Source organism: Haemophilus haemolyticus M19501 (assembly GCF_000222025.1).
Classification (GTDB): Bacteria; Pseudomonadota; Gammaproteobacteria; order Enterobacterales; family Pasteurellaceae; genus Haemophilus; species Haemophilus haemolyticus_G.
In genome coordinates, this window is sequence record NZ_AFQO01000011.1 from 1 (window position 1) to 17,982 (window position 17,982).

The 17,982-nt window shown below is 39.2% G+C and carries 16 protein-coding genes and 2 rRNA genes; 9 read left to right on the forward strand and 9 right to left on the reverse strand.

From position 1 onward, the window contains the following. Positions 1-5,779, reverse strand: a 5,779-nt coding sequence (locus GG9_RS09715) for a Hia/Hsf adhesin N-terminal domain-containing protein (RefSeq protein WP_032825117.1), incomplete at its 3' end; no start/stop codon positions are given. Positions 5,780-6,269: 490 nt separating this feature from the next. Here GG9_RS09715 and GG9_RS02690 point away from each other — a divergent pair. From GG9_RS02690 to GG9_RS02670, 5 genes are all read left to right on the forward strand, one after another. Then, positions 6,270-6,554 (forward strand): type II toxin-antitoxin system RelB/DinJ family antitoxin, encoded by a 285-nt coding sequence (locus GG9_RS02690; RefSeq protein WP_005632073.1) that lies wholly within the window; start codon positions 6,270-6,272, stop codon positions 6,552-6,554. Further along, a complete protein-coding gene (locus tag GG9_RS02685) occupies positions 6,551-6,820 on the forward strand; it encodes a type II toxin-antitoxin system YafQ family toxin (protein WP_005632074.1) in 270 nt (89 codons plus the stop codon). Before GG9_RS02690 ends, GG9_RS02685 begins: the two co-directional genes overlap by 4 nt. A 116-nt stretch (positions 6,821-6,936) precedes the next feature. Next, entirely contained in the window at positions 6,937-7,233 is a 297-nt protein-coding gene (locus tag GG9_RS02680; protein WP_005632075.1) for a type II toxin-antitoxin system RelB/DinJ family antitoxin, read from the forward strand. Further along, positions 7,233-7,541 carry a YafQ family addiction module toxin gene (locus GG9_RS02675; protein WP_005632077.1) on the forward strand — a complete coding sequence of 103 codons (309 nt, stop codon included), beginning with the start codon at positions 7,233-7,235 and terminating at the stop codon, positions 7,539-7,541. Before GG9_RS02680 ends, GG9_RS02675 begins: the two co-directional genes overlap by 1 nt. Before the next feature lie 193 nt (positions 7,542-7,734). Beyond that, positions 7,735-8,019, forward strand: a complete 285-nt coding sequence (locus tag GG9_RS02670; RefSeq protein WP_005632080.1) for a type II toxin-antitoxin system RelB/DinJ family antitoxin — start codon at positions 7,735-7,737, stop codon at positions 8,017-8,019. Positions 8,020-8,190: 171 nt separating this feature from the next. Here GG9_RS02670 and rnb read toward each other — a convergent pair whose 3' ends face one another. Further along, entirely contained in the window at positions 8,191-10,170 is a 1,980-nt protein-coding gene (gene rnb, locus GG9_RS02665; protein ID WP_005632081.1) for an exoribonuclease II, read from the reverse strand. A gap of 81 nt (positions 10,171-10,251) precedes the next feature. Then, positions 10,252-11,040, reverse strand: a complete 789-nt coding sequence (locus GG9_RS02660) for an SDR family oxidoreductase (RefSeq protein WP_005632083.1) — start codon at positions 11,038-11,040, stop codon at positions 10,252-10,254. Positions 11,041-11,264: 224 nt separating this feature from the next. Here GG9_RS02660 and GG9_RS02655 point away from each other — a divergent pair, with 224 nt between their 5' ends. From GG9_RS02655 to GG9_RS02645, 4 genes are all read left to right on the forward strand, one after another. After that, positions 11,265-11,729: a DUF6934 family protein gene (locus GG9_RS02655; RefSeq protein WP_005632084.1), complete on the forward strand. Its 465-nt coding sequence runs from the start codon at positions 11,265-11,267 to the stop codon at positions 11,727-11,729. A gap of 11 nt (positions 11,730-11,740) precedes the next feature. Continuing rightward, entirely contained in the window at positions 11,741-11,893 is a 153-nt protein-coding gene (locus tag GG9_RS09575) for a hypothetical protein (RefSeq protein ID WP_157997936.1), read from the forward strand. A 286-nt stretch (positions 11,894-12,179) separates the two neighbouring features. Further along, positions 12,180-13,760 (forward strand): peptide chain release factor 3, encoded by a 1,581-nt coding sequence (gene prfC, locus GG9_RS02650; RefSeq protein ID WP_005632086.1) that lies wholly within the window; start codon positions 12,180-12,182, stop codon positions 13,758-13,760. Positions 13,761-13,934: 174 nt separating this feature from the next. Further along, positions 13,935-15,008: a ParA family protein gene (locus tag GG9_RS02645; protein ID WP_005632088.1), complete on the forward strand. Its 1,074-nt coding sequence runs from the start codon at positions 13,935-13,937 to the stop codon at positions 15,006-15,008. 67 nt (positions 15,009-15,075) lie between these two features. On the opposite strand, the gene GG9_RS02640 is transcribed toward GG9_RS02645, so the two are convergent. The 6 genes from GG9_RS02640 to GG9_RS0108820 all read right to left on the reverse strand — a co-directional run. Then, the gene (locus tag GG9_RS02640; protein ID WP_005632089.1) at positions 15,076-15,309 is read right to left on the reverse strand and encodes a YgjV family protein; all 234 of its coding nucleotides are present in this window, start codon (positions 15,307-15,309) and stop codon (positions 15,076-15,078) included. Positions 15,310-15,411: 102 nt separating this feature from the next. Beyond that, complete coding sequence (locus tag GG9_RS02635; RefSeq protein ID WP_005632092.1) at positions 15,412-15,741, reverse strand: branched-chain amino acid transporter permease; 330 nt, start codon at positions 15,739-15,741, stop codon at positions 15,412-15,414. Then, complete coding sequence (azlC, locus tag GG9_RS02630; RefSeq protein ID WP_005632094.1) at positions 15,738-16,472, reverse strand: azaleucine resistance protein AzlC; 735 nt, start codon at positions 16,470-16,472, stop codon at positions 15,738-15,740. The genes GG9_RS02635 and azlC overlap by 4 nt, the downstream gene beginning before the upstream one ends. Positions 16,473-16,481: 9 nt before the next feature. Beyond that, positions 16,482-17,411, reverse strand: coding sequence for a LysR family transcriptional regulator (locus tag GG9_RS02625; RefSeq protein WP_005632096.1), 930 nt, complete (start codon positions 17,409-17,411; stop codon positions 16,482-16,484). Positions 17,412-17,567: 156 nt separating this feature from the next. Further along, positions 17,568-17,683 (reverse strand): 5S ribosomal RNA (gene rrf / locus GG9_RS0108815). Between the two features lie 140 nt (positions 17,684-17,823). Continuing rightward, positions 17,824-17,982 (reverse strand): 23S ribosomal RNA (locus GG9_RS0108820); the annotation flags it as partial.

Genomic DNA, 17,982 nt, shown 5'->3' on the forward strand with positions numbered 1-17,982 from the left:
TTCCACCTTGAGCAGCAGGAGTTGTTGTCTCTACTTTATTAAACTCGCCTTTAGTAACAGAGGCACCTTCATTAGTTACAGTCAATAAGTTGTCAGCACCCTCTTTAGCTTTCACTTTGATTGTGCCGTCATTTTCCTCAAGACCATCGCCAACTTTTGTTTTCGCTACATCAACGGTTACTACGTATTTACCACCGTTTTCAGATTTCGCAGATACAGTCGCTGCACCCTTACCTTTAAACTCAACTTCATTGGCGTTTTTAACCGCTGCATGGAACTCTTTATTATCTTCAACACCAGTACCGTCAGCTTTTGTGGTTTTATCAGATGAAAGCACCCAGCCCAAGCCCGCTAAGTCGCCGACGGTTGCAGCTTTGCTTGCTAAAGCATTATCTGTAGTAGTACCGCCAGTTGCAGGTGTTGTAACAGCATCTAAATTAATTAAGCTATTTTTAGCTGTATTAGTGTTACCACCTGCAGGTTGAGTTCCCGCACCATTTGGAGTTGCGCCATAAGTGGTTAAAGCACTCTTAACATTGGCAATTACTTGATTACCCGCTTTAATGCCATCTTTGGTTACGCTGATGGTGTTTGCAGTATCTGCACCCGCACCATTTGGCGTGATGGTTAAGCCCTCGTTGGTAATCTTAGTGGTCGCACCATTTGTTGAACCATCTGACGCTTTATTCAACGTAATATCTTTCAAGCCAGTTAAGCTATCTTTCAGTGAATAAGTAAAGTTCGCACCCTCTTGTTTCACTTTTAAGTTATCGCCAGCTTTAAAAGTTACTTTGTCGCCCGCTTTAACTTCTTGGTCTTTTGCTTCTCCATCAAGTTCGCCATTAGCATCTTTGCCAGCAGTTGCTGTCCAACTTAATTTATTTAACGCAGTTGCTAAACCCTCCGCATTAACAAGTTTCTTGCCATCGCCGTTATTTGCATCAGGGGCAGTTACCTTACCCTTTTCTACAGTAAGTGCGGTCGTATTTGCAGCGATTTTGTCGCCGTCTAGTTTCAAGCCATCGCCAACTTTTGCGTTATATTTAACAGTGATAGCACCATCAGTTCCTTTAGTCACTTCAGCAGTTGCACCATTACCATCAGCAAAGGTTACATTTGTGCCTGATGCGACAGTTTCAAACTGACCAGCTTGAGCGTTAGCACCTTGAGTTGTTTTAATTCTCCAACCAGCCTTGTTCACTGCTTCAATCACTTCTTTTGCAGTCACTAAGCCTTTGCCCGCATCCGTATCATCAGTTGCAGGGTTGGCATTTGTAGCTTGATTTTTCTCTTTGTTATCTTTTCCAGTAAATAACTTACCGTCTTTTTCTTTGATAACAGAAGTCTTCGGCGTGAATTTCACTTCAGTTGTCTTGTTGCTATCTTTAGCTGTCAATACAACATCAAATGTATCTTTATTACCTGTAACAAACTCAACATTGTCATAACCTGCCACTAAATCAACATTCTCAACAGCACCACCTGAAGATTTAGCCCCTTTGATATTCCAACCCACACTTAACACATCAGCTACACTTGCTGCACGATTACTAATCTGATTTCTAACTGTATCATCTAAAGTTACATGTGCAGTATTTCCACCCAATCTCGGGTCAGTCAAACTTGAACCGATATTATTCAAATGAACTTTAGTATCGCCATTAACCGCTGTTGCATTTGCGAAGTTCAGACCGTCAGCTGTACTGGTCACATTGACTTGTTTGTTACCAGAACCAATTGATAATTTCTCGCTTACAGTCGCAGTTTTCACATCAAGATCTTTCGCTAAAGCAAAGGTAACCTCTTTACCCTCACGTTTAACTTTTAAGTTTTTACCCGCTTTTAAGGTTAAGGTGTCGCCTGCTTTGAGAGCTTCGTCTGTAGTTTCATTTTCGCTTGCAGCACTATCTTCAATGTCATCATTCGTGCTTTGTACTTTCACGAAAGTTGAAGCACTATTGATAGCATCTGCAACATCGCCAACAGTCGCCACTTTTTTCTTGTCATCTGCGGTTGCTTGTCCGCCATTTGAAGCCTTAACAGTTACTTTACCGCGGTCGTTGGCATTGGTATTTCCACCTTGAGCAGCAGGTGTTGTTGTATCTACCGTATTAAACTCGCCTTTAGTAACAGAAGCACCATCAGCAGTCACAGTCAATAAGTTGTTAGCATCTTTACTTGCCTTAACTTTAATCTTGCCGTCATTGTCTTTTTCAAGACCATCGCCAAGCTCAGTTTCTTTCACATTTACTGTTACTACATGTTTACCATTATCGGTTTTCGCAGATACAGTTGCAGAACCTTTACCTTTGAACTCAACTTCATTGGCGTTTTTAACCGCTGCGTGGAATGCATTATTTTCAACACCAGTGTCGTCAGCTTTTGTGGTTTTATCAGCTGAAAGCACCCAGCCCAAGCCCGCTAAATCGCCTACAGTAGCGGCTTTTTTAGCTAGGTCGTTATTTGTTGTAGTACCGCCTGCAGCAGGTGTTGTAACATCATCTAATTTAACTAAGTTTTGTTTAGCTTCTTCAACGCTTCCTGCTACAGGTTGAGCTCCGCCGTTTTGAGCATCTTTATAAGTTTTTAAAGCACTCGCAACATTGGTAATTTCTTTATTACCCGCTTTAATGCCATCTTTGGTTACGCTGATGATGTTTGCATCATTCGTACCCGCACCAGCCGCTGGCGTGATGGTTAAGCCATCGTTGGTAATCTTAGTGGTTGCATCAGCTGTACCGCCATTCGCTGCCTTATCTAAAGTAATGCTCGTTAAGCCTGTTAAAGCATCTTTCAGTGAATAAGTAAAGTTCGCACCATCTTGTTTCACTTTTAAGTTCTTGCCTGCTTTAAAGGTTACTTTGTCGCCTGCTTTGACTTCTTGGTCAGTTGCAGCTCCATCAAGCTCGCCATCAGTATCTTTGCCAGCGGTTGCTTTCCAACTTAGACTACCTAAAGCTGTTGCTAAATCGCCTGCATTAACAAGCTTTTTCTTGTCATCATCTTTAGTAATTTCAGCTACTTTACCACCTGTCACAGTAAGTGCGGTCGTATCTGCAGTGATTTTTTGGTCGTTACCAATCTTCAAGCCGTCGCCAACATTTGCGTTGTACTTAACAGTAATACTACCGTCGGTTGCTTTAGCTACTTCCGCAGTTGCACCCTTACCATCAGCAAAGGTTACATTTGTGCCTGATGTGACAGTTTCAAAGCCATCTTTACCTGCAGCAGGAGTTGCTGTTGTTTTAATTCTCCAACCAGCCTTGTTCACTGCTTCAATCACAGTTTTTGCTGTAACTAAGCCTTTGCCCTCGTCTGCATTATCAGTCACACTACCATCAACTTGATTTGTGTCTTTGTTATCTTTTCCAGTAAATAACTTACCGTCTTTTTCTTTGATAACAGAAGTCTTCGCACCAATTTTAACTTCGGTTCTCTTACCGTTTTCTTGACTTTCAACAGTCACGCTAGTGGTATCGTTATCTTTGCTGACAAAGTCCACCGTGTCGTAGGTCGCAACAAAATCAACATTATCAACAGCACCACCTACAGTCTTAGCCCCTCTAATGTTCCAACCTGCACTCAAGACATCTTTAACGCTTGCCGCACGTTTTTTCTCTTCGTCGTCAATACCATTACCATCTAATTTACTTACTGCTCCAGTATTTGACAAACTGTCTTGCAAAGTCGAAGCAATACCATTCAAGTGAACCGTAGTGTCGCCATTAGTGCCTTTTGCAAAATGCAAACCTTTAGCATCACTAGTAACATCAACTTTGTTCGGATCTTGACCAATAGATAATTTATCACTTACTTTCGCAGTTTTAACATCAAGGTCTTTCGCTAATGCAAAGGTTACATCTTTACCCTCACGTTTAACTTTTAAGTTTTTACCCGCTTTTAAGGTTAAAGTGTCGCCTGCTTTGAGAGCGTCATTTTGACCATCATCTGTTGGCTTGCCATCAATTTCATCGTCTGTGTTTTCCGCTTTCACGAAAGTTGCGGCATCGTTAATCGCTTTAGCTACATCAACCACTGTCGCCACTTTTTTCTTGTCAGCTTCGGTTGGTGCTGCATTTGCAGTAGTATCAGAAGCCTTAACAACTACTTTACCGCGGTTGGCATTTGTTTGACCCGCAGTAGGTGCAACAGTATCTACATCAGCAAAGCTACCTTTAGTGACAGATACACCCTCATTATCTACGGTTAATAAGTTATCTTCTCCCGCTTTATTTTTAACTTTGAGCTTAATTGTGTTATCAGTTTTCTCAAGACCATTGCCAACTTGAGTTTCTGCCACATCAACGGTTACAGTATATTTTCCGTTGCTATCAGTTTTCGCAGACACGGTTGCACCCTTACCTTTGAACTCAACTTCATTGGCGTTTTTAACCGCTGCGTGGAATGCAGTATCATTTACTCCACTATTATCGTCTTTTGTAGTTTTATCAGCTGAAAGCACCCAGCCCAAGCCCGCTAAATCGCCTACAGTGGCAGCTTTATTGGCTAAACCATTATTTGCCGTCGTACCGCCTGCAGTATTTGCAACATCATCTAATTTAACCAAGTCACTCTTAGCAGCTTCAACACTTCCTGCTGCAGGTTGAGTTTGAGGCTGACCAGCGTTTTGGTTATTTCCATAAGTTTTTAAACCACTCTTAACATTGGTAATTTCTTTACCACCCGCTTTAATGCCATCTTTGGTTACGCTAATAGTGTTTGCAGTATTTGTACCCGCATTTGCTGGCGTGATGGTTAAGCCATCGTTGGTAATCTTAGTGCTTGCACCATTTGTTGAACCATCTGACGCTTTATTCAACGTAATATCTTTCAAGCCAGTTAAGCTATCTTTCAGTGAGTAAGTGAAATTCTTATCAGTCTGTTTAATTTTTAGATTATCGCCAGCTTTAAAAGTCACGGTGTCGCCAGCAGAAATCTCTTCCGCTGTTGGGCTTGCAGGTTCAACTTCTCCAGTGCCGTCTTTGCCTGCAACTGCTTTCCAAGATCCACCTGCGGTTGTGCCACCGCCTTGTGTTTGGGCGGCTGTAATGGTAACGATGTGTTTACCGTTTGTATTTTCAGTTTTTACAGTAACACCCTCGCCTTTAAATTCTACTTCTTCTCCACTTTTTACGGTTGAGGTATTAGTGCCAGCTTTAAGTCTCCAGCCCAAATCATTTAACGTTTTCGCTAAATTTCCTGCATTAACAAGTTTGCTTCCGTTGTCATTAACATCGCCTACTTTGCCGTTATTAACGGTAAGACCAATGGTGTCGGCAGTGAGTTTATTCTCTTTATCAATTTTCAAGCCGTCGCCAGTTTTTACTTTAAATTTAGCTAAACGTCCATTTTGTTCGAGCTCAATCCCGCCGTTTTCCTTAAGGTAAAGGAAACTACTAGAGTACTTAGGAAGATCATTATCACTTTGAGTATCCTCTACAGAAATAGTATACTTAGTCTTTTCATCATCTGTTGCAAAGTCCTTGTTTTTCAATTTATCATCCTTTATCTCGCCGTTTTCATCTAAAACAGCAAGACCAAATCGATAAGTATCCGAAACCACAGCTTCATCTGTAGAGTTTGGATTATTAGGGTCAAATACGTTTGGATCATACTCCGATTCAGTACCACTCGCCTGAGCCGTTGCGGACAACGCAGTCGCTAATACGGCGGTTGCTACGGTTGCGGAGGCGCGTTTGGTGTGGGCGCGAGTGAGTTCAGACACGACAACCCAAGTTTGAGTGGTGGCATTCCAGATAATTTTAAAAATCTTGTTCATAATTCTTTACCTTAAATCAATAAATTGAGTAACTTTATTTACTTTCCTTAATAAATGGTGACTATTATATCCATTATTGAAATGAATAAGAAGTAGTATTTTGTAAAAGTTTGACCTCTCAAAAAAAAAAAAAAAAATAGAAAGTTGAATAAAAACAAGTGGTTATTGAAAAACGCGTGGGGTTGCGTTCACATTACGTATAAATTTATGATGGGGGAATGGAAAAACGCGTGGGTTCACACCCACCCTACGTTTGTCATTTGATTTTCTTAAAATTGTAGGGTGGGCGTAAGCCCACCGTTTTTTATGATTGATATGATTGAATACCGCGTGGGCTTACGCCCACCCTACAAATCCTGTTAAAAAAACGCGTGGGCTTACGCCCACCCTACGGTTGCTACGGTTACTGATTGGGAATGAAAATATTGATAAAGTAAATAAATGCTTTATTATTGCTTTACTTTTTGTTTATTTTTAGGGAGGAATGAAGATGGGTGCAATTAATTTTAACATTCGTATGGATGAAAACTTAAAAGAACGTGCATTTCCTGTTATTGAAAGTTATGGCTTGACACCTGCTCAAGCTGTGAAGCTGTTTTTTAATCAAATTGCGATTACGCAATGTATTCCCATTTCATTTGAGCATAATGCCAAGCATATTCCTAATGCGGTTACACGTCAGGCGATTGAAGATGCGGAGGCAGAGTTTGACAATGCAAAGCGTTATAAAACTATTGAGGAAGCCATTGTGGCTATGCAGGATTTAGTGAAATGACGAGGGAGATTATTTTTCAAGGGCAATTTAAGCGAGATGTCAAAAAGCATTTTTTAGATTTAGCCACCTCAGAATGGGCGGAAGTTTTGGGCTGTTTGGTAAATGATTTACCACTTGCCGAGAAATATAGAGACCACGCACTTGTGAACGATAAGTACGGATATAGAGATTGCCACGTTAAACCTGATTTAGTTTTGATATACGGTAAAAAGGAAGATACGCTAATTTTGGTGCGTTTAGGTTCACATTCTGAAATTTTTGGTTGAGAATTAAGGGCTGTTTAAAAAAACGCGTGGGCTTACGCCCACCCTACGGTTGCTATAGATTTTGCACTTCATTTTTATTATAATAGTCTTTCAATGTAATACTAAGGAGAAAAATTATGGCACTTACGAATTCCTCTATCAGCTTTAGAACAGTTGAGCAAACAAAATCAGAAGCTTATCAAGTTATTGAACAATACGGACTTACCCCATCACAAGTATTCAATATGTTTTTGGCTCAAATTGCCAAGACTCGCTCTATCCCTATTGATTTGAATTATCTTCGCCCAAATAAAGAAACCCTAGCAGCTATTGATGAATTAGATAGTGGTAACGCAGCGAGCTTTTTTATTGAAGCTAGTGAAAATTATTCTGCCGAAGAATTTACAAAACGCATTCTTAATGGTGGTCAATAATGTCTGAAGAGAAGCCATTAAAAGTAAGCTATTCAAAACAATTTGTAAGAGATTTAACTGATTTAGCTAAACGCTCCCCCAATGTGTTAATTGGCTCAAAATACATTACTGCAATACACTGTTTATTAAATCGTTTACCTTTACCCGAAAACTACCAAGATCACGTATTAGTAGGAGAGTGGAAAGGTTATCGAGATTGCCATATTCAAGGCGATTTGGTATTGATTTACCAATACGTTATACACGATGAATTTGATGAATTGAAATTTTCTCGTTTAAATACACACTCAAAAACCGCTTTAAAATAGAACTTATAAATTTATAATGGAACACCGCGTGGGCTTAAGCCCACCCTACGTATAAATTTATGATGGAAGAATGTGGGGAACGCGTGGGATTGCGCCCATATTACGGTTACTGATTGGGAATGAAAATATTGATAAAGTAAATAAATGCTTTATTATTGCTTTACTTTTTGTTTATTTTTAGGGAGGAATGAAGATGGGTGCAATTAATTTTAACATTCGCATGGATGAAAACTTAAAAGAACGTGCATTTCCTGTTATTGAAAGTTATGGCTTGACACCTGCTCAAGCTGTGAAGCTGTTTTTTAATCAAATTGCGATTACGCAATGTATTCCCATTTCATTTGAGCATAATGCCAAGCATATTCCTAATGCGATTACACGTCAGGCGATTGAAGATGCGGAGGCTGAGTTTCACAATGCACAGCGTTATAAAACCATTGAGGAAGCCATTATGGCTATGCAGGATTTGGTGAAATGACGAGGGAGATTATGTAGGGTGGGCTTAAGCCCACCCTACGTATAAATTTATGATGAAAGAATGCGGGGAACGCGTGGGGTTGCGTCCATATTACGGTTTTACAAATTTATAATAGAAGAATGCGGAGAACGCGTGGGCTTAAGCCCACCCTACGGTGAGGCGTAGCATTTTTTATTGAATAATTTCGCCGATTATGCTGCGTGTGGTTTCTTTCACTTCTGTGAGTTTCACTTTTACCATGTCGCCAATTTTATAAGCGCGTTCGCCTTTTATATAGAGGGCGAGTTCGTCAGGGTTTAGCTGTATTTCTTCTTTGTTGTTGTGTAGGCTGGCGGCAGGAATGAATAGCGATGCGCCATTTTCGAGCAGTTGTACGCGTAAGCCTGCACGCATGACATCTTGCACTTCTGCATTAAATTCCACATTTTCAGCCACTTTCGGCGCAAGATAACGGCAATATAGCCAATCGGCAATATCACGTTCGACGAGGCGATTTTGGCGGCGGGCTTCTTGCAAACGTGCCAACACGTCATTTTGTGGTTTTTCACAAGGCTGTTGTGCCAGCACGGCTTTGATTAAGCGATGGTTCACCATATCTGAATATTTGCGGATGGGCGATGTCCAAGTGGCATAGCCTTCTAAACCAAGACCAAAGTGCGGTGCTAATTCTGATTTAAATTCGGCGAACGTTAAATAACGGCGTAAACGCAGTTCTAAATAACCGCTTTCGATGGGTTCAATATCGTGGCGCATTTGGCAATAACCCTTTAATGTCGCCAAATTTTCTACCGAATAACGCTCAGCAAGTTCAGCTTGATTTTGTTCATTGGCTAAATTTGCCATTAAGAAATGATGCGCATTTTCTAAGTATTTTTTATCAAAACCGCTATGCGTATTGAAAATACCAGTTTGAGCCTGCTCTGCTAAGAATTGTGCAGCACAAATGTTAGCAATAATCATCGATTCTTCGACAATTTGATTGGCTATACGACGATATTCTGCTTTGATTTCTGCCACTTTGCCATTTTCTGCCAGCACGAAGGCATAATCGGGTTTTTCTTTAAAGAGTAAGGAATGGGTTTTACGCCATTGAATACGGGCTTTGGTAAATTGATGTAGCCAGTGAATTTGTTGTGCTGTTTCTGGCGTTGCTGGCTGCCATGCATTGTCTGCCTGTTCTAAATAATCCGACACTTTGTTGTAAGCCAGTTTGGCTTTAGATTGTACATAAGCGGAAACAAAATGCGGTTTGGCTGTGATATTGCCCTCAAGATCCGTTTCGATATAACAAACAAGGGCTGGGCGGGTTTCATTGGCGATTAAGGAACATAATTCATCGGATAATTCACGGGGTAACATTGGAATGTTAAAGCCCGGTAAATAATTTGTGAAGCAACGCTGTTTGGCTTCTTGTTCAATTTGACAATCTAAGGCGATGTAAGCGGTTGGGTCAGCAATGGCGACCACTAATTTCCAGCCTGTTTGTTCGCTGTTTTGTGTGATAGGTTCGATATATAAGGCATCGTCCATATCCATTGTGCTTTCGGAATCAATGGTGACAAAATGAAGTGCGGTCAGATTTTCGCGTGTTTTTTGATCCAACATTTCATAAGGTTCTGCGCCTTGCACGGGATAGCGCGATTGTTCGTGGCGTGCCAATGTGACCCACCAAGGGGCGAGTTCATCATCAGCTCGGCAAATAAATTGATTAATGGTGGCGTAGAAAAAGCGATCGTCACGTAATGGATGGTTTTTTAAATTTGCGACGACCCAGTCGCCCTCTTGCAGTTCTTCTTTTACCGATTTCGCCTGTTGTGCGCCAATGGGCTGATTAATGTTTGGGTGATCCACCAAAACTTGTAATTTCTTGTCTTTATTGAACCGCACTTTTGCAATGAAACGTGTGAGCATTGGCTCAATTAAGGCTTCTGGCTCGGCTTGTTCTTTGTCGCCTTGTTTTTCAATAGTGGCTTTGATTTTGTCGCCGTGCATCACTTTTTTCATTGAAGGCGGTGCGATGAAATAGGTTTTCTTATCGCACTCTAAAAAACCGTAGGCTTTATCTGTGCTTTTTACCACGCCATCAACCTGTTCTTTGCTGTCGTGGATTTGTTGTTTAAGTTGTGCGAGTAGAGGATTATCTTGAAACATAGTTATTTTGAAATATCGTTATATTTAAAAAAAGAGAAAAGGCAGACTTAAAAGCCTGCCTAAAAAAGAATGGAAGAAAAATTATTCTTCTCCTAATTCGCCCATTGCAGTGATGCTGAAACCTGCATCAACGTGAACGATTTCGCCTGTAATGCCAGAGGCTAAATCAGAGCATAAAAATGCCGCTGAGTTACCCACATCTTCGATAGTGACAGTACGACGTAATGCGGCGGTTTTTTCAAAGGTGGAAAGCATTTTTTTGAAGTTTTTAATGCCTGATGCGGCTAAAGTGCGGATTGGACCTGCAGAGATTGCATTCACACGAATACCTTCTTTACCTAAATCAGCAGCCATCACGCGCGTTGCAGCTTCAAGAGAGGCTTTTGCTAGGCACATGACGTTGTAGTTAGGAATTGCGCGCTCAGCACCTAAGTAAGAAAGGGTTAATAATGCAGCATTTGGATTTAAATAAGGACGTGCCGCTTGTGCCATTGCAACAAAGCTGTATGCACTGATGTCGTGTGCAATGCGGTAGCCCTCACGGGTTGCGGCATTGACGTAATCGCCGTCTAGTTGATCTCCTGGTGCAAAGGCAATGGCGTGAACAAAGCCGTCAAATTTTTCCCAACGTTTGCTTAATTCTGCGAAGCAATTTTGAATGCTTTCATCGGTTGCCACATCTAAAGGAAGCACGATATCAGAACCAAATTCTTTGGCAAATTCTTCTACGCGCGGTTGTAATTTATCGTTTAAATAAGTGAAAGCAAGTTCTGCACCTTGTTCTTTCATTGATTTTGCGATCCCGTAAGCGATGGAACGATTGCTTGCAAGACCGGTGACTAAAATGCGTTTACCTGTTAAGAAACCCATAATTTTTCCTATATTGTTAGCGTAAAAAACTTGCGTAGTATAAGCGAAAATTTGTTTTTGTACAAAGCCGACCAATTTTTAAATTAAACGCGTGGGCTTACGCCCACCCTACTGTTGGAAAAGCACGTACATTAATTTGATCTTTTGATATTAATTCTTTACAATTCGCCATTCTTTAGTGTAAAAACATCAAAATAACGCAAATAATATTACATATTTAAATTATGCACATTCAACCATATAAACTAGAACAATCTACCTCAATAAGATACCAATTCGTTAGTGAAGGAGAAAAGGGGTTAGAACAGCTTAAAATTATTGAGTTTTTCCAAATTGGGAATTTTAGTTTCCCTGAAAATATCCCTGTATTTAATTTAGGATTTGGCGATAGTTTAGATGGCGTTAAAATTAATGATAAGGCAAGAAGCAATAACGGAGATATGGAAATAGTATTAAGAACTGTTGCAAAATCAGTTGAATTATTTTTAACTGAGCATCCTTCTGCTGTAGTCTTTTTTGAAGGCAGTACACCATCACGCACTAGACTATATCGTAAAATGTTAAATAAATACTATACAGATATATCAAAGCATTTTATCATTTGGGGAATGTATAATGATACAATGCAGCTTCTTCAACCAAATACAAATTTAAAATTCCAATCGTTTCTCGTTAAACAAAGACAATAAGGAGATGAAAAATGAATAAACCATCAAAATCTAATTTTTATAAAAATTTAGATACGTTATCTGACGCACCTATTTTCAAGAAAAAGGTGGAAGCGGCTCAATCTGCTCTCTCTAAATTAAAAGTAACAGAACAAAATTTACGCGAAATGAATGTGAAACATTAAGCGTTTTCAAAATATCCCGTCCTTTAACGCGTGGGCTTACGCCCACCCTACAGTGAAAATATTATGATAACCATTAAATTTTCCTTAAATTTGTAGGGTGGGCGTAAGCCCACGCGGTGTTCCATTATAAATTTGTAAAACCGTAGGGTGGGCGTAAGCCCATGCGGCATTCCATTATAAATTTGTAAAATTGTGGTGTTCTATATAAGGTGTTTTTGCAAAACACGCTATTTTCAAGGATAATACGCCGATTTTTTAATACAATTTGAATGAATAAGAGAAAATTATGGCTTATCCTCAAGAAGTGAATAAACGTCGCACTTTTGCGATTATTTCCCACCCCGATGCAGGTAAAACAACCATCACCGAAAAAGTACTTTTATACGGCAATGCAATTCAAACTGCTGGTTCTGTAAAAGGCAAAGGCTCGACGGCTCACGCGAAATCTGACTGGATGGAAATGGAAAAACAACGTGGGATTTCGATTACCACTTCTGTGATGCAATTTCCTTATAATAATTGTTTAGTGAATTTGCTCGATACCCCCGGACACGAAGATTTCTCTGAAGATACTTACCGCACTTTAACCGCTGTAGATAGCTGTTTGATGGTTATTGACTCTGCCAAAGGGGTGGAGGAACGTACGATTAAATTGATGGAAGTCACGCGTTTACGTGATACGCCCATTATTACGTTTATGAATAAACTCGACCGTGATATTCGCGATCCGATGGAATTGTTGGACGAGGTGGAAAATGTGTTGAAAATTCGTTGTGCGCCAATTACTTGGCCAATTGGTTGCGGGAAATTATTTAAAGGCGTTTATCATCTTGCAAAAGATGAAACCTATCTTTATCAATCCGGTCAAGGCTCAACCATTCAAGAAGTTCGCATTGTGAAGGGTTTAAATAGCCCTGAATTAGATGCCGCGGTTGGCGATGATTTAGCACAACAACTTCGCGATGAATTGGAATTAGTGCAAGGCGCAAGTAACGAATTTGAACACGATGCCTTTATTAAAGGTGAACTTACGCCAGTATTTTTCGGGACAGCATTAGGTAACTTTGGCGTGGATCATTTCCTTGATGGCTTGACACAATGGGCGCCAAAACCGCAATCACGTCAAGCGGATACAAGAACGGTGGAAAGTGCGGAAGAAAAATTCAGTGGTTTTGTGTTTAAAATTCAAGCTAATATGGATCCAAAACACCGTGACAGAGTGGCGTTTATGCGCGTCGTTTCAGGCAAATATGAAAAAGGGATGAAACTTAAACACGTCCGTATTGGAAAAGATGTGGTTATTTCTGATGCGCTGACTTTTATGGCGGGCGATCGCGCTCACGCTGAAGAAGCTTACGCTGGCGATATTATTGGTTTACATAATCACGGCACGATCCAAATTGGCGATACGTTCACGCAAGGCGAAACCCTGAAATTTACAGGCATTCCAAACTTTGCGCCAGAGCTATTCCGTCGTATTCGTTTGAAAGATCCTCTTAAACAAAAACAACTGTTAAAAGGCTTGGTGCAACTTTCTGAAGAAGGTGCAGTGCAAGTGTTTCGTCCATTATTAAACAACGATTTAATCGTGGGTGCTGTGGGTGTGTTGCAGTTTGATGTGGTGGTTTCGCGCTTAAAAACTGAATATAACGTGGAAGCAATTTATGAAAATGTGAACGTTTCCACAGCTCGTTGGGTGGAATGCGCCGATGGGAAAAAATTCGAAGAATTTAAACGTAAAAACGAGCAAAATTTAGCTTTAGATGGCGGCGATAATTTAACCTATATTGCGCCAACAATGGTAAATCTAAATTTAGCTCAAGAACGTTATCCTGATGTAGCGTTTTATAAAACGCGGGAGCATTAAAATCTGCAATTAAATAGCAAATAAAAATTAGCGGAGTTTTATCAAATCCTTGTGAGAATTATTGCCACAAGGATTTTTTACAGAAAAATAATCACTTTACGTTTATTTTGGTAGTTAATTGCTAATCTGATATACTCGGGAAAAAATTTATACATCAATTTGGAGAAAGTAAATATGGCTAAGACAATATGCTTTTTCAATCATAAAGGTGGTGTGAGTAAAACCACAACAACATTCAATCTTGGCTGGTCTTTGGCAAATAAAGGCTATAAAGTGTTAATGATTGATTTAGATTCTCAATGTAATTTGACTGGATTAGTATTAGGCTATGAACAATGTAAAGAAGATAGCGAATTAGAGAATTTCTATAATAATCGCCATAATTTAACAATGGAAAGCATTGTCGAAGCACTAATAAATGGTCAGAGTCCAGATACATTTTTAAGTGGTTCAACTGGTAAAATCACAAATACATTAAATGAAAATCTTTTTTTATTATCTGGGCATTTAAATATTGCTGATTTAGATTCTCAAATTAGTGTATCGTTAAAAATTGCTGCTGGCGTCCCTGCCACAAAAAATATTCCCGGCAATCTGCCTAGCCTATTTAATAAATTAGCTGAAAAAGAAAATATTGATTATATTTTTTATGATTTAAGCCCAAATATTGGCGGATTAAATGAAGTCATACTTATGTCTAGTGATTACTTTATTGTTCCAACATCGCCTGACTTTTTTTGTTGGCAAGCCGTTGGTTCTTTGACAAAAAATATTTCCAAATGGAACAAAGAATTAGATTATTTCAAATCAAGCAATGGATTTAATTCGCCTACTTATGCGATTAAAAATGCCCCTAAATTTTTGGGGACAATCCAACAGCGTTACCGTCCTAGAAATGGTAATCCAGCAAAATCATTTGAAAAATGGATTGAACGTATAAAAAATGAAGTAAATTCTCGCTTTGTGCCTGCTTTAGAAAAATTAAATTGTGTGGTCGATAAAAATAAAATAAAGAATGCTTTAAAACACTCTTTGCTTGAGCCTTACGATCTCGCCCATATTGCAGATTTCAATTCGCTTATTGCAATTAGTCAAGAATTAAGAATTCCTGTTTTCTCTTTAACAAAAGAGCAAATTAGAGCCTCTGGTCAGTTTGGACACGCGTTGAATACTATGGATGAAAGTAAAGAAAATTTTGAATGTGAATTTAATGAATTGGCTGAACGTATCATCAGTTTAACGAATTAAAGTGCGGTAAAATTCTACCGCACTTTTCCAGAAAAAAAGCGTTGAAATTTAATTCAACGCTTTTCTTTTATTTAGAGAGATTTTCTTGTTTTAATCGCCAAAGTTGATAAATATTTACCACAACTAAAAAGGCATTTAATAATGCAACAGGGTATGCTGTGATAATTAGGCTGTAAATAACAAATAAAATCGCGCCGATACTATTTACAATGCGTAAATGCACAATAGATTTAAATAAGAAAGATGCAGCTACAAAAAAAGTCGCCATATAACCTAAAAACTCAATAAAATTAAAGTCCATTATTTTGTTCTCTTTGATTAAAAATAAAAACGGTGGGTATGATAAAAGATTTTTAACGCAAGGAAAAGATAAGAAAAAGAAGCAACCGTTTGCAAGGGAAAATTATATAAAAATAAGTTGAACGAGAGCCATATAGAAAAGTGTGCCTACGGCAATAGATAGAAACATATTTTTCTTCCAGAAATGCAACCCTAGCACCACTATGCCTGCAAGAAAATCAGGAATACCAAGATAACCAGTTAAAACATCAATATTCTTATAGCAATAAACGACAAGCATACCAAACATAGCTGGAGGTAAAACTTTTCCAAGATAGCGAATATATTGTGGAATCGGACGATTAGCTGGGAAAACAAAAAATGGCAATAAGCGCGTAAATTGCACCGTAAGCACACAAATTCCAATCGTCATAATCTGTTCTGTAAGTGTCATTTTAGCGACTCCAATTTTGTGTCTAATTTAGGTCCACGCATAGTTAGAATTAACCAGATACCAATTAATGTTGGAATTAAGAAATATTCTTTGCCTACAATCAGTAAAAAAGCCAATGCAATCCCTAAACCTAAGAGAGAGCTTTCATGGGATTTTTCCTTTATCCAATTTTCTGCAAAAATGACTAAGAAAAGAGCGGTCATCGAGAATTCCACACCTTTTAAATCAAAAGGTAAAACAGAGCCAAATAAGTTACCCATTGCAGCACCAGCCACCCAATAAATATGCAAATATAAGCTGACAAAAAACATATACCAACCTTTATCTAAGTGCGGTGGAATTTTTGCCATATAATTTAAAGAAAAAGATTCATCAACAAGGGTGGTAATTAAATACCAACGTTTATGACCGATATGTACCCCATATTTTTCTAACATTGATATGCCATAGAAAATCTGACGAGTACTGACCATCAAGGTAATTAATAACACACTGATTGGAGAAAAAGGCGCGATAAGTGCTCCAGCAGCAATAAACTCAACAGAACCGGCATAAATAAGTAAAGCCATCAAAGTAGGATATAAAAATCCGAAACCTAGTGCCTTCATATAAATACCGTATGCCACACCAAGAAATAAAAATCCGGCAATCATTGGCACACTATAAGGAAAAGCTGCTTTAGCCGCCGCACTAATCGGGTGAGGCTGCTGATTTTGTTGAGAAAAATTCATTTAGTACTTCTATAAATCTAAAACGGATAGCCCAGGTAAAGTTGAAAAACTTTGAGCTTTTACGGTTTGATAAAAATCTTCTAAATAAGAAAGGGATTCATCTTCTTTGCGAATAGCCGCATATAGATTGCTATATAAACCCTCTTTTGTGACTTTTCTTGCCACGACATAACCCTTTTCCAAATAAGGCAATGCAGCCCAATAAGGGATAGTCGCAATGCCACGACGACTCGCTACTAATTGAATCATAGCAATAGTCAATTCAGTTGTGCGGCGAGTAGGATTAATGCCTTTTGGTTTAAGCACTTTACGCAATAGATCTAACATATCATCAGGAACTGGGTAAGTTACCCAGGTTTCATCTGCAAAATCTTCCGCATCCCAAATTTCTTTTTCTGCTAAAGGGTGATCTTTTGAGCAAATGCCAACCATCTCATAAGAAAAGAGCGGTTTAAAAATTACATCATCATTATGCTCTACTTCTGATACTATCGCCCAATCTGCTCGGTGAGAAAGCAACAAACCAACAGGATCCGTATGAAAACCAGATACAATATCCAACTCAACTAGCCCCCAATGCCGACGAAATTCGTCCATAGCAGGCATTAACCAATCGAAACAAGTATGACATTCCACAGCTATTCTAAGCTGCCCCGCATCCCCATGTTTAACCCGAGCAAGATCGCGTTCAGCATCAATCACTTTCGGCATTACTTCATTCGCAAGACGAATTAAACGCTCTCCTGCCCAAGTAAAACGAAGTGGATTACTTTTACGCTCAAACAAAGGTAAACCGAACTGTTCTTCTATTAATTTAATTTGGTGAGAAAGAGCTGATTGGGTTAGATATACTCGTTTTGCTGCCAAAGAAACGCTTCCTGTCTCTTTTAAGGCTAATAAAGTTTTAAGATGTCTAAATTCTAGAAAGGTTGGTTTCATTAATAATATTCATACAAATATAAAATTAGATGATAGATATAATACATTAAAATACGAAATATTCGAATTAATATTCTATAGAGAAAACAAAAACCCCAGCTTTTTAACTGGGGTTCTTCTGTTTTTATTTAATTTAACTTAGATAAGTATTTGGTAACCTGGCGGTGCCCTACTCTCACATGGGGATGCCCCACACTACCATCGGCATTACAGCGTTTCACTTCTGAGTTCGGTATGGTGTCAGGTGGGTCCACCGCACTATCGCCGCCAGGATAATTCGTTGATAACTTGTCTTTATCTTTCGCTACTCAGCTCTTCCTCTACCTTTCACTCGTTCTTATTGGGCACAAGCTGAACGTTTAGTTAATTTCTTTTTCTTTTACTCTGTTTTCCAAAAACACTTGAGCGTTGTATAGTTAAGCCTCTCGGGCAATTAGTACAGGTTAGCTCAATGACTCACATCACTTACACACCCTGCCTATCTACGTCTTAGTCTTAAACAACCCTTACACACTTGATGTGTGGGAGAACTCATCTCTTGGCAAGTTTCGTGCTTAGATGCTTTCAGCAC